7 protein-coding genes are annotated in these 13897 nt (G+C 34.0%); 5 read left to right on the top strand and 2 right to left on the bottom strand.

Going from position 1 to position 13897, the window contains the following annotated elements; genetic code table 11:
• Nucleotides 1-84: 84 nt before the first annotated feature.
• Both QMG60_RS18915 and QMG60_RS18910 read right to left on the bottom strand, forming a co-directional pair.
• A complete protein-coding gene (locus QMG60_RS18915; protein WP_134140324.1) occupies nt 85-900 on the bottom strand; it encodes a tyrosine-protein phosphatase in 816 nt (271 codons plus the stop codon).
• 26 nt (nt 901-926) lie between these two features.
• A complete protein-coding gene (locus QMG60_RS18910) occupies nt 927-3830 on the bottom strand; it encodes a TonB-dependent receptor (RefSeq protein ID WP_281866043.1) in 2904 nt (967 codons plus the stop codon).
• Nucleotides 3831-4049: 219 nt separating this feature from the next.
• Here QMG60_RS18910 and QMG60_RS18905 point away from each other — a divergent pair, with 219 nt between their 5' ends.
• The 5 genes from QMG60_RS18905 (at nt 4050) to QMG60_RS18885 (ending at nt 13867) form a co-directional block, all read left to right on the top strand.
• Complete coding sequence (locus QMG60_RS18905; protein ID WP_281866042.1) at nt 4050-5237, top strand: helix-turn-helix domain-containing protein; 1188 nt, start codon at nt 4050-4052, stop codon at nt 5235-5237.
• 140 nt (nt 5238-5377) lie between these two features.
• On the top strand, nt 5378-6001 hold the full coding sequence (locus tag QMG60_RS18900) for a hypothetical protein (RefSeq protein WP_281866041.1): 624 nt from the start codon (nt 5378-5380) through the stop codon (nt 5999-6001).
• An 811-nt stretch (nt 6002-6812) separates the two neighbouring features.
• Nucleotides 6813-8858, top strand: coding sequence for a GEVED domain-containing protein (locus tag QMG60_RS18895; RefSeq protein WP_281866040.1), 2046 nt, complete (start codon nt 6813-6815; stop codon nt 8856-8858).
• A gap of 648 nt (nt 8859-9506) precedes the next feature.
• Entirely contained in the window at nt 9507-12506 is a 3000-nt protein-coding gene (locus QMG60_RS18890) for a TonB-dependent receptor (protein WP_281866039.1), read from the top strand.
• Between the two features lie 11 nt (nt 12507-12517).
• On the top strand, nt 12518-13867 hold the full coding sequence (locus QMG60_RS18885; RefSeq protein WP_281866038.1) for a RagB/SusD family nutrient uptake outer membrane protein: 1350 nt from the start codon (nt 12518-12520) through the stop codon (nt 13865-13867).
• The last annotated feature ends 30 nt before the right edge of the window (nt 13868-13897 follow it).

Below are 13897 nucleotides of genomic sequence, written 5' to 3'. Positions count from 1 at the left end.
TACCTGAATTTTTGCGGCAAAAAATATACAAGCAAAAAAGCGATTGAAAAATCAATCGCTTTTAAAAACAACAACTTGAAATTATTATTTAGTATATTTTTTTCTTAGAATGTTTATTTCCTTAGGTCCGATTCCCATTTCCTGCTGTAAAAAGTTTTCTATACTTCCGTATTGCGTTTTAATGCCTCCAAAAAACGAACGGATAAGTTCTGGTTTTAATGCCATTTCATTTTCTACCTGTGCTTCAGTCAAACCGCTCATTTTTGCAAGCGGAGCCATCATTCCGTTGTTCATTTTCTTAAGATATACATTAGATGCCACATAATCTTCTTCAATGGTTTTTTCAGGAACGTTTAAAATATATAAAAATAAGGCAGTTGCCATACCGGTACGATCACGTCCGCCGGTGCAGTGGTACATTACGGCTTCTTTTTTATCAGCAGTTAATAATTTTACAAATAACGGACGGAACCTGTCTCCGCTGTATTTCACAGCATCAATCCCATAAAATTTTTCAAGAAAACCTCCTTCTTTTAAAAGTTTAACCATTTGAGCAGGATTTGGAATACTGTCACTTCCTGCCGGGCTTAAAGTGTAATCTGTATTTTGAGGTAAACGGTCCGGAGCTGCTTTAGATTCTGCAACGCCTCTGAAGTCAACTACTGTATGGATTTTCTTTTTATCCAAAAGCGCTAGATCTTCATTTGTCAATTTATCAATTCCAGCACTTCTAAATACTTTTCCCCAAACAACTTCTTTTCCATCTGCAGTTTTGTATCCGCCTACATCTCTAAAATTTAATGCACCTTTTACAGGAACGAGTCTTTTAATACTGTCAGTAAGCTGAGCATTTGCTAATGTCTGTACTAAAATTGCAGCTATAATAATTGTCTTTTTCATTTTTATATTGATTAATTTATTTGTTTTTAAAATATGTCATAACGCAGACCTGCCTGTCCTCGGCTTCCGTACCATTCCTGCGAAGTAACACGGCGTTTATCATTCCCCATATACATTTTTACTGGTGAATCACTAAGGTTGTTTAACTCAATAAATACTTTAAGTTTTTTATTGATATTGACAGTTGCAGAAGCATCAATTGTGAAATTAGAATCGGACCAGATGTAATAATCAGGACCTAATTGCTGATTTATGGTTTCTACAGAATTGCCGCGGTAATTGCCTGCAAGACGAACCATTACGCCATTTCTTTCATAAAATAAAATAGCATTGAAAAGATTCTTAGACTGGTTAGGAAGACTTGTTTTGTCATTGAAAGTATTTGTTCCGTTAACACGCGGCACTTCGGTTTTTGAGTCTAAATAAGTGTAATTAAATTCTACTCCGAAACCGCTCCAGAATCCATTAAGGAAATCAAACCTTTTATTGATTCCAGCTTCAAATCCTACTAAAGATGCTTTGTTTAGGTTTTTTGCCTGCGTAACCAAATAATCATTTCCGTCAATGTTCTGCATACTTACATCTGTAAATACCACATCTGTAATATTTTTGTAAAATACACCTCCTGAAAGAATTCCCACATTATCAAAATAGTATTCTCCCATTACGTCAAAATTATTACTGAATGTTGGCTTTAGATCAGGATTCCCTTGTGTAATAGTCATAGGAGAAGCTGTTGTATTTGTGGAACTTCCAGGTGTCATGTCTCCAAAATTTGGACGAACAAATGTGCGGGTGTATGCGGCACGAAGATTTGATTTGTCGCTTAATTTATATTTTAAATGAAGCATGGGAAGAAACGAATTATAATTATTCTCGACCACAGACGGACTAAGCGTTATTACGGCAGGAGTTCCTTCAGTAGTAGCTTTAGTACCATTCAAGGTCATAGCAGTGTACTCATTACGTAATCCTCCAACTATCTTTAAGTTATCTGTCGCGTCGATTTCTGCCATTGCATAGCCTGCAATTACATTTTCATCACCTGTATAAAAAGAAGTTGCATTTGTTTTGGATGTAAAATCCATAAATCCGTTAGCAGTCTGGAAAGATTGTCCGTACATATTAAACAACTGATCTTTAGTCAATGGGTTTACGATGAACTGGCTGAAATCATCATTCATGTTTCCGAAAAACTTGCTTCCGTTAGGGAAATTAGTAGTCTGCAATGCTGAAAGCGGTACTAAAGCAGGCGAATTTGGAATTCCGACAGCTGCTCCAGGCAGATAAACAAAATTAGATCCGTAAGTGTTTGTTCTGTCTTTATGACGGTATTTTGCACCGAATTTCAGGTTTACTTTGGAACTGGCTTCTACTTTTAAATTAATTTGCCCGATCTGGTCTCTTTCACTGTTATCAAGCTGAGCAATTACCAGCTGGTTTAATAGTAGTTTTGAAGGATCCATCACTTCGTTTGTATTTGCAATACCAGTTTCGAAGTGATCTACGGTACCGCCGACTCCGTTTGGAGAATCAAATCCCCAGTAACGTTTTCCATCACTGGAAAGATCATTGAAACCACCTGTTATTTTCTGGCGGAAAGTAGCAATAGGAAGTCCTTTGTTGCCTGAAGTTGGAGGAGTGTCTAAGTAATATTCTGATTTATGATTGCTGTAGCTCCAGTCCAGTTTAAATTTTTCACTCATTTGATGTTCACCACCAACTTCAAAACCATTTAAAGCTGTTTGATAATGAGAATATCTGTAATTGTATTGAAAACGAGAATTGGTATAATCAATATAAGATTCATAAACAGGACGAATGTCATCAAATTTATTAGCCATCCCTCTAAAGAAGATTTTATCAGATGGAGTAAGTTTATATTCAGCACCTACATTTAATCCTTTCGTTTCACGCTCTCCCATATAGCGTTTAAAAAGAACGGTATTAAGAGATTTTTTCTGTTCAACAACAGTCGCACCGGTATTATAAGTTGCAGCAAATTCATCAGATCCCCATTGTCTGCTCCAGATTGCTCCAGAAACAATTACTCCCAATTTATTATTAAAGAATCGGTCTCCATAAGTTACAGAAGCATTGTAAGTACCATTTTCGCTGAATGTATTGTAACCTCCGGCCGCGCTGACATTCAAAATACGTTTTGATGGAGCTGTGCGTGTAATAAAATTGATGGATCCTCCAATAGCGTCACCTTCCATATCTGGGGTAACAGCTTTGGCAACCTGAACATATTGAATCATTTCTGAAGGAACGGCATCTAAAACTGATGAACGATTTCCCATAACATTAGAACTCGGAAGACGATTTCCGTTAAAGAGTGTAGAAGTCCACGCAAAAGGAGTTCCCCTGACCGTTGCCTGATCGGCCTCTCCATGATAACGTGCTACGGCAACACCCTGCATACGCTGCACCGCTTCGGCGGCATTACGATCTGGTAATTTACCAATAGCATCGGCCGCCATTACATCCATTATGGCAAGCGAATTTTTCTTGATGCTGTAAGCTTTTGCCTGAGAAGGAGCCATTGTTCCTTTTACCACAATTTCTTTTAGTGCTGCTGAGCCGTCTGGTGTCATTTGAATCAGCCCCAAATCATTTATTCCTTTTGCCAGATTTACAGTTATCGATTTTGTTTCAAATCCAATATAGCTGATCTCAATAACAGCTTCTCCTTCGGTCGGTGCTGTAAGGGTGAAAGCACCCTGCAGATCTGAAACTGCCGAGTTATTAAATGTTTTTCCAGAAATGTTGGCTGTAGGCAGTGTTCCTGCATCGCTTGTAACAACTCCTTTTATGGTCTGTGCATTATTCGATACGATAGAACCGATTGTTAGTGCAGCAGTGAAAAGTATTTTTTTAAATATCTTTTCCTTTTTAAACAAAGATTTTAAAATAATTTTAGGTGTCATGTTTTGTACTTTTTCTGCAAAGATTGCTTCGATTTAAACTATGAAACGACTTTGTCGAACTAGAACTACTTTTAGAAAGTGTCAATCTTTTGATTAGGTTGTAAGATGTTCATTTTTAGTGTTTTAATTTTTGTTATTAAATTGTTACGAATCAATTATTTCGCATTTAATAAACATTAAATTAACAGCCTCATGGTACTTTAGCACAAAGATTTTAAGATGAAATACATTATTGCAATAGGAATTTTTCAGGCTCTTTTAGCCGCAGTATTACTTTTAAGAAGCAGGTACAGAAAAAATGCAGATGATTTGCTGATATCTCTCGTAGTATGCATTGGGCTGCATCTTTCTATAAAATTTTTCATTTTTACTTTTGTGGAGGATCAGCAGGTTTTAAATATGATGAATACCTTTATCGGGTTCTGCTACATTCCATTGTTGTACCTCTATACCTTAAAAACAATCCGTCCTGAATTTGTAACTGCTTCAAAATGGTATCTTTTTATTCCGTTTATTATCGGTGCTATAGGTTATTTTTCTACTGTGTGCGTTTTATCAGTAACATCCCCAAAAGCTTATTTAGTGCTGTATTGGTACAATACAATTAGTCTTTACACACTGCTTCCACTGGATATTATTTTTTCATGTGGCATCATTTATCTGGCGATGAATAAACTGCCAAGAAACAGTCAGGAGAAAAAGTTAGTTGTCCAGCTTGCTTCTCTTTTTTTATGTGTTGGGGTTTTAGGAGTCTTGTTTGTAATTTTCAACTCTTTCTTCGACTCTTCAAATTATTTGTGCCGATCTATAATTTATACTCTTCTTATTGTCATTACAATTAGAATAATAAATTATAAATATGGGGCAGTAACAGGAACTGAAATGCTTTTATCTTCTGGAAATTACAATGGTGATGAGATTACTACTGAAATGGAGCCAAGCAGTGTAAGTAATTTTGTATTGGATCCGATTGAAAATATTCAGAGAGAAGAAAGAGAGATATCCGTACCTCAAAAGAGAAAAGAAATATTAAGCCAGAGTGAAATGTTTAAGATACTGCTGAGACTCGAAAAAGCAATGGAAAAGGAGCAGTACTATATGGACAGCGAACTCACGCTTGATAAGCTTGCAAAACTTACGAACGTCAATAAATATCATATAAGTGAGACATTAAATCATTTTGTAAATAAGTCTTTTTATACTTTCATAAATGAATACAGAATCGAATATGTAAAAGAAAAACTTAAAAGTTTATCAGAAAAAAATAGCAGTATTACTATTTTGGAATTGGCGTATGAATCTGGTTTTAATTCTAAATCATCCTTTAACAGATATTTTAAAGAGATAACTACATACACGCCTAGAGAATACCTGAATTTAATTGCGGCAGAAGTTTTAACGACTTAGAAGAACTTTGTTGTTTTGCAGTATTTTAGAATTATTACTTCGAAGTTTAATTTTTTTAGAAAAAATACAGCTTTAGTTTTTTCTGTATTTTTGTTTACATATGAATTAGTCGAGAGTTGGAAAATTGAACAATTAAGAAGATGATTAAAAAATATTCGGTTTTACTATGTCTGTCCATTTCCTTGATTTTGATGGTAATAGCGGCCTCACTTTATCCTGGCGGCTCATTGTTTGACAAGAATTCCATAGGGTTTGGCTGGTCAAAAAATTTCGTAAGCAATTTATTTGCTGCAAAAGCGATAAATGGTTCAGAAAATCCCGGCAGGATCTGGGCAGTTATTGCGATGGCATTCCACTCGGCGGGTTATGGGATTTTTTTTATCAATATGTCAAAAAAAATACCTTCTGTACAATGGGCCAAAATTTTAAAATTTATTGGCATCGTTAACATAGTATTTATTTTCTTAATTGCAACGCCCTTGCATGATCTGGGAACCATATCGATCGTTTTAACATTGTTTGGTCTCTTTACAATTACGATATATATTCTAAAGTCAAAACTTCATTTCCTTAAATTCTGCTGTATTTTATGCTTGTTGACCTTTTACTGTTTCTTTTTTCTATTTGGATTTGGTTATTTGGGTTTGGCAGTCATAATGCAAAAAGTATATAATGCAAGCGCAATACTATTAGTTTTGGCATTGGAGTACTTTACCAACTATGAGGATTTTAAAGAAATCAAATCGGCAGGTCAAAAAATATAAGATTGGGTATTAACAAATACAGCGCATACCGATAGATTTCCTGCAGATTACATCTTTCGAACGATAAATTTCCTTTCCTGATTTTTCTGATTTCGAGTCCAATTTACACGTGTGTTAGAATAGTTTAAATATTTTTTAAAGCTCCATTAAATCAATTTTAAACTCATGATAAATTTTTATTTATTCAATAAATTTTGATTTTATGTGCATTTAATTTATATAAAAATAATAATTGATGAATTAAGTTTAATGAATTTGTAAATTTTATTTTATTGAATCATTTTTTTTTATATTTTTGGTTAAATAAAATCTACTGTTTTGATTTCTAGGAAAATAAATAAAATTTTAAAAACTAAATCTCTTACTTTAAGAGGTCTTCAGCCTATTTTTAATTGTTGAAGAAAATTGTTACGGACCTTTGCTTTTAAAAGCTTCTCGTTTACAATTTAGTTATTTTATTTTTAATTTTCTCAACTACAAAAAATGAACTATAATAACTTAGCACTCGTTTGTATTGATTGCAAATCACTTTATTTAAAAGGGTTGCAGCCAATATTCAATTGTTGAAAATAGCTTTCTTCATACTTAAAGTTTTCAATATATTAATTTCTACTTTCTACTTTGGAAATTGTATTGAAAACTAATATTCCATTTTATTAATTTTTAAAAGATTGGAAAATACAATTTTCAATAGCATTTAAAATTCTGTAAACATTGTTGTAATATGTTTTAAACATGTTGCAACAGTATAATTTGCGATTTTAGGACTATTGTTAGTTTTTAAATTTTAACATTAAACAAAAAACATATTATGAAAAATATTTACAATATCAAGAAGAATTATTTGAATATAGTATTATTTCTATTCACAATAAATTTTGCCTACTCACAAACTTATACAAGCTGGATAACAGGAAGTACTTCGGATGTTAACACCACAACTACAGGAGGTACATGTTTAATGGGAGGCGGAACGGATAATGATGATGCAATAAAATGGATGATACAAAAATCAGGTGGCGGTGATTTTGTTGTCATTAGATCTGCAGGTACAGGAGCTTACAATGATTATATCTATGGATTGGGAACAGTAAATTCTGTAGAAACAATTTTAATAGATACTAGAGCAAGGGCCAGTATTGCAGAAATTGCGACAAAAATCAGAAATGCTGAAGCTTTATTTATTGCAGGTGGAGATCAAGCTACTTATGTATCTTATTGGAAAGATACTCCGGTCGAAGACGCTATAAATTATCTTATAAACACAAAGAAAGTACCTGTTGGAGGAACCAGCGCTGGATGCGCTATTCAAGGTAAATATTATTATAGTGCTGCAAATGCAAGTGTTACATCAGCTCAAGCCTTGGCCAATCCATATAATTCAGATATGACCATTGGAGCAAATGATTTTCTAAACAATCCAATACTGGCTAATGTAATTACTGATACACATTATAATAATCCGGATCGCAGAGGTAGACAAACCGCTTTTATTGCCAGAATGTGGAAAGATTTGGGTGCGGGATTGAATGCAAAAGGAATTGGGGTTTATGAAAAAACCGCAGTTTGTATTGACCAAAATGGTATTGCTAAGGTTTTTGCTCCGGCAAGCGCAAATTATGCTTATTTCTATCAATTTGATACCAGTTCGTTACCAGAAACTGTGACTTCAGGCTCTGCTTTAACTTGGAACAATAACGGAAAAGGAGTAAAGATCATCAAAATTGAAGGGGATAGTACAGGGTCTACCACACTAAATTTAAACGATTGGACGACAGTTTCAGGATCTAAAGCAAGTTATGGAGTGATTAAAGTAGTTAATGGGACTTTAACAGAAACATTAGGTACTGCACCATCAGGCTGTCCTATGCCTACAAATTTAACTGTAGGCAGCATAACAACTAATTCTGCAATCCTTAACTGGGCGGGTAGTGCAACAAATTATACTGTTAAATATAAGACAAATAGTTCATCAACTTGGACAACACTTAGCGCTACAACAGCAACTACGGTTAATTTAACAAGTTTAAATACTAATACTGTTTATAATGTTGAAGTTTATGGCAATTGCACAAGCGGTTCCTCTCTAGCTGCAACGATAAACTTCACCACAACATCTGGAGGTGGCGGTACAGTGACCTATTGTTCTTCCGCCGGAAGTGATGCCAGTAGAGAATGGATTAAAAAAGTAGCAATTGGCAGTATTAGTAATTTAAGTAATTCAAATGGAGGTTATGCTGATTTTTCTTCACAAGTAGCTAACATCTCTAAAGGAACCGCGACCACTTTGACATTGACTCCTGGATTTAGTGCAACGAGAAAATTATACTGGAAAGTATTTATTGATTTAAATAATAATGGTGCATTTACCGATTCGGGAGAAGAGGTATATTCTATTTTTAGCAGCTCCACTTTAACACCTCAAATCACAATACCAGCATCAGCCGTAAATGGAAACATAAGAATGCGGATCATAGTAAGTTATAATTCAATTACATCTTCTTGCGGTACTTATACTTATGGCGAAACAGAAGATTATACATTGAATGTTTCAGGCGGAACCGCAAAATTTAAGGAAATTAAAAATATAGAAGTGACGAATAATCCGATAGTAATTTACCCAAATCCGACTGTAGATATCCTTAAAATTGATTTTGCAGTGGCAGAAAAAGAAGATATTCAAGTTTCTATTTATGATCTTAATGCTTCGCTTTTAAAAACAATTAACGTTAAGGGGAATCCTGGTGAAAACAGCTTAGATGTGAACGTTTCAGATCTAAAAGCGGGTCAATACTTACTTTCCATCAGAAAGGGAGACCAAGTCGTAAAACGTTCTAAATTTATAATATCAAATTAATTTTTTTGTTTTTTAAAGCATTCCGCAGATAATGACAAAGCAATCAATTTTCATACTTCTTTTTTTAGAATTATTTATTTTGATATTGGGAAACTATTTTTCAAATGAATATGTTTCCCAATATTAGATTTTTAGAAAATCTTTTTGTTTTATTTGGCAGGAATCTTAAAATTATAAAGAAAAATCATTATAAAAACTAAAAGGGTAAATAAAATTTAATTAAAAGTGTGGTTTTTATTTTTTAATTCATTTTTTTTTCTACTTTTAACATCAAATAAAATCAGTCTCTTTTGATTTCAGGAAAAGCAAATACAATCACAAAAACAAAATCTCTTACTTTAAGAGGTCTTCAGCCTATCTTTAATTGCTGAATAAAATTGATATTTATACACCACCGTTCTGGAGTGTTTGATATCATTATTGTATTTTTTTATTTTCTCAACCAAACTAACCCAAACCAAATGAATTTTACCAATTTATCAAACCGCTGTATTGATTGCAAATCACTTTATCTAAAAGGTTTGCAGCCAATATTTAATTGTTAAAGTTTCCCTTCTTCGTTTACAGATTTTTATGCCAAAACGCTTCATTTTCATGGATAGTTAAGGTATTTCTATTGTCAATTTTATTAAATTTTAAATCAAGAAAATGAAACTAAACAATAAACTAAAGCTAATTGTTGTGTTGTTATCATGCATTTCAACATACGCTCAAAAAACTATAAAAGGAACTGTTGTAGACAAACAATCCAATATACCCATGGCAGGTGTCAATGTTATTGCGCCTAATTCAAAAGCAAGTGCAATTACAGATTTTGATGGAAAATTTGAACTTCAAATACCTGATAACAGCAATTTAATAGAACTCTCTTATATCGGATTTCAAACTCAAAAAGTAATTATAGATGGAAAATCCAATTACACTATTTTTATGACATCGGGTCAAGGCCAAAGTCTAGATGAAGTGGTGATTATTGGTTACGGAACACAATCTAAAAAGGATGTAAGTTCGAGTGTACAATCTATAAAAACAAAAGACCTGCCTCAGGGAACCTCGTCAAGTTTTGAAAATAGTCTCCAAGGGCAGACTCCAGGGGTGAATATTAGTTCATCTTCGGCTACACCGGGAAGTGCTGTGAGTGTTAATATCCGTGGTGTGTCTTCTATTTCGGCCAGCAGCCAGCCTTTATACATAGTAGACGGAATTCCAATAGTATCTCGAAATAATTCAGCCTTGAATGCTAATATACAGCCTGTTAATCCTTTAGCGGATTTGAGCCCAAATGACATTGAATCTTTTACAATTTTAAAGGATGCTGCAGCTGCAGCTATATATGGATCAAGAGGTGCTAATGGTGTAATCTTAATTACCACAAAGAGAGGTAAAACTGGTGCAAGTATTGTCGATGTTAATTACTATACTTCTTTTGCTCAAATTTCAAAATATCCAAAAATGGTAGACAGCGAGAAGTTTAAAAAATTTTTTAATACCGCTGCAGAATTTGACGGACTAGGTTCTGATTATTTTGATTGGATTGATACTTCAAAAGGAATCAACACCAATATCTATGATGAAATTTTCAGAGTGGGTGTAACGCAAAATTTAGATCTTAGTGTTAAAGGCGGAAGCGAAAAAACAAGTTATTACTTAAGCGGGAATTATTATAATCAGGAAGGAATTCAATTGGGGCAAGGCTTTAAGAGATTAAGTGCCCGTATGAATCTGGATCATAATATTAATGAAAAATTCAAAATAGGAAATACTTTTTTTATAACTAGAAGTAATCATCAGCGAACAATTGGAGAAAACGATGAATATGGAGTTGTAATTAATGCGCAGGGATGGGATCCTACAGAACCAATTTATGATGATAAAGGGAATTACACCAATCCATTCAAATACAATACTTGGTGGCCTCTTGAGAATCCTGTTCAAATTGCCAAAGAATATAAAAACAACTCTCAATCGACACGTGTACAAGGAACAGCATATGTGGAATGGAAAATTATTCCAGATTTAAAATTTAAGTCTGCTTTTTCATTAGAATATTCCAACTTAGTTGAGGATTCTTACGTTCCGTCTGGCACAAATAAATCTAAAACAGGTGAAGGTATTTTTGCGACTTATGAAGAAACCAACTGGCTTTTGGAAAATACTTTAAACTACAACAAACAGTTTGGCGAAAAGCATAATTTCGGAGCTATTTTAGGATGGACAATACAAGAAAATGAAACTCGTTTTTCAGATCAATCTGGTGTAGGATATGCTACTAATACAACATCTAGTATTTCGGCGGCAAGTACAATTATTGCGAGTACGTCTGGTAGAAATCAATACGGATTGCAGTCTTTTTTTGCTAGAGCAAATTATGTTTATGATGATAAATATATAGCATCATTTACAGTGAGAGCTGATGGTTCTTCCCGCTTTGGAGAGAACAACCAGTATGGTTATTTTCCGTCAGGATCACTAGCTTGGAGAATTAATAAAGAGAAATTTTTCAAAATTGAAAGTATTTCTGATTTTAAAATTAGAGCCAGTTACGGCCTCACAGGAAATCAGGAAATTGGTTCAAACTGGAGAGGAACTTATACTTTGAATGCTAATTATAACGGAGTTCCGGGAATAGCGCCTAATCGATTAGAAAATCCAGACTTGGGCTGGGAAAAAACAAAACAGCTCGATATTGGTTTAGATTTTGGATTGTTTAAAAACCGAATCAATTTTACGGCAGATTATTTCAACAAACAAACAGATGATCTTTTATTGCAGGCTAAAGTTTCGGGACTTACAGGCTTTAACTCCGTTTACCAAAATGTTGGAGCTATAGAAAATAAAGGATTCGAATTTGGAATTAATGCTGCTGTCTTTGATGGAAATTTTAAATGGAATACAGGAATAAATTTTACGCTGCTTGACAACAAAATTAAAAAATTAATCAACGATGGAGAAGAAGTAGGAAGAAATCATATTCTTAAAGAAGGACAGGAGGTTAGTACTTTATATTTAATTAAATTTTTGGGTGTAGATCCTCAAACTGGAGACGCAAAATTTGATGACGTGAATAAGGACGGAATTATTGATTTCTCTGACAGGCAGATTGTTGGCGGTGCATTACCAACTTATTTTGGCGGATGGAGCAATAATTTTACATACAAAGGATTTACCTTAACAGCAAACTTCGTATTCTCTGGTGGAAATAAAATATTCAATCAAAGCCGACATGTTTATGATAATTATGGTTATACAAAAAGCGGCATCCCTTATTCTAATATAAGCGAAAGAGTATATGATAATTATTGGAGAACGCCTGGGCAAATTACCGACGTACCAAGACCATCAACAAAAGATGGGCAAATGCAGCGTTTTAGCACGCAGTTTTTGGAAGACGGTGATTACATAAGATTGAAAACGTTAAGTCTTGCTTATAAACTGCCCTCTAATGTTATTCATAAAATTGGTTTAAATAGTCTTTCTCTTTACGTACAAGCTCAAAATTTGTTTACCATAACAGATTATTTAGGTTTTGATCCTGAGGTTTCTACAAATACTTCAAGTCAGCAAGATTTAAACAGCATGCAAGGGGAAGATTTTGGAACTCTAGGTCAGGCGCGCACTTTTACATTAGGACTAAGTACAACATTTTAAATTTTAAAATCATGAAAAATAAAAAGATATATATATTCTTGTCTATGCTGCTTGCCTTTACAGTTTTAGGATGTGACGATGTATTAGACACTAAATTAGATGATGAAATTCCAGCGGCAACTGCAATAACTGATAATATTTCATTAAAGGCAGCAGCTGTCGGATTATATGATGTGATGCAAAGCGGCACTTACTATGGAGGTGAATTTATATTGGCTCAGGAATTAACAGGCGGTAATGCTGATGCGACAGGCTTTCAGGAACGTTTTACACAATTAGACAATGCTATTGTCCCTCCCTCAAATGCTTATATTCAAAGCAATTGGGTAAATGTTTATTCTCTTGTTAATGCCAGTAATTTGATTTTGCTAAAAATGGAAGAGCTTCAGTTACAAGATGATAATTCTAAAGGAACTGCACTTTTCTGCAGGGCATTAGGGCATTTTGATGCGCTGCGTCAATTTGGACAATTTACAGATCTAAACTCAAAATATGGTGTTCCTGTTTCAACTAAATATTTGGATGCAAAAGCGGCAGCCGAAATTTCTAGGTCTACTGTTGCAGAATCTTATCAGCAGATAATCTCAGATTTAAAAGAAGCTATCGCAATTTTGAAATATGACAGTGCTAGATTTTTTATTACAAAAGCAGCAGCCGAGGCTTTACTTGCAAGGGTTTATTTATATCAAGGTGATTATGATAACGCTATATTGTACGCCACTAAAGTGATCAGCAATAGTACTTATAAATTAAATACAAAATTTAATGATATTTATGATGTTGAAGGTTCGTCTGAAGCTATACTGGAGTTACAGTTTTTAGGTATTGACGGTAATAGTTTAACCGAATATTTATCAGTTTCTCCTCCAGAGGTTTCTGCCAACTACAATAATTTCTTCAAAGCAATGGACGCTGATAACGATCCAAGAAGCTATAAATATTATGATTCAGGAAAAGAAGTTTTTTGTGATAAATATGGAACCCGTGACAGCGAGATAGATGGAAATGCAATTATCCTCAAACTTTCAGAAATCTATTTAATCCGTGCAGAGGCACTGGCAAAGAAAGACCCGCAAAATTTAACTTTAGCTTTGGCTGATTTAAATGTGGTGCGTCAAAGAGCTCTGCCTGCTAAACCTTACACTTTGGTGGAGATTCCAAATCTAGATGCTTTTATTAATGTTCTGATTGAAGAAAATAAAAGAGAATTAGGCTTTGAAGGACATCAGTGGTTTACTTTAGTTCGATTAGGAAAGGCATCTTCAATTTTAAATATTCCTGCCTTTAGAACAACTTATCCGATTCCGCAAAATGAAATTACGATTGCTCGCGGCAAATTAGAACAAAATCCAGGATATTAAAATCAAAATAAGAAGCTGCTACTGCGGAAT

The sequence above is a fragment of the Flavobacterium sp. GSB-24 genome (assembly GCF_027924665.1).
Classification (GTDB): Bacteria; Bacteroidota; Bacteroidia; order Flavobacteriales; family Flavobacteriaceae; genus Flavobacterium.
The sequence above is the reverse complement of the archived record's forward strand: the minus strand, read 5'-3'. Positions and strand labels throughout refer to the sequence as shown.

Coding starts and splice junctions, on each gene's coding strand:
- QMG60_RS18910 (WP_281866043.1), bottom strand. CDS start 3,830: ATGACACCTAAAATTATTTTAAAATCTTTGTTTAAAAAGGAAAAGATA.
- QMG60_RS18915 (WP_134140324.1), bottom strand. CDS start 900: ATGAAAAAGACAATTATTATAGCTGCAATTTTAGTACAGACATTAGCA.
- QMG60_RS18900 (WP_281866041.1), top strand. CDS start 5,378: ATGATTAAAAAATATTCGGTTTTACTATGTCTGTCCATTTCCTTGATT.
- QMG60_RS18895 (WP_281866040.1), top strand. CDS start 6,813: ATGAAAAATATTTACAATATCAAGAAGAATTATTTGAATATAGTATTA.
- QMG60_RS18885 (WP_281866038.1), top strand. CDS start 12,518: ATGAAAAATAAAAAGATATATATATTCTTGTCTATGCTGCTTGCCTTT.
- QMG60_RS18905 (WP_281866042.1), top strand. CDS start 4,050: ATGAAATACATTATTGCAATAGGAATTTTTCAGGCTCTTTTAGCCGCA.
- QMG60_RS18890 (WP_281866039.1), top strand. CDS start 9,507: ATGAAACTAAACAATAAACTAAAGCTAATTGTTGTGTTGTTATCATGC.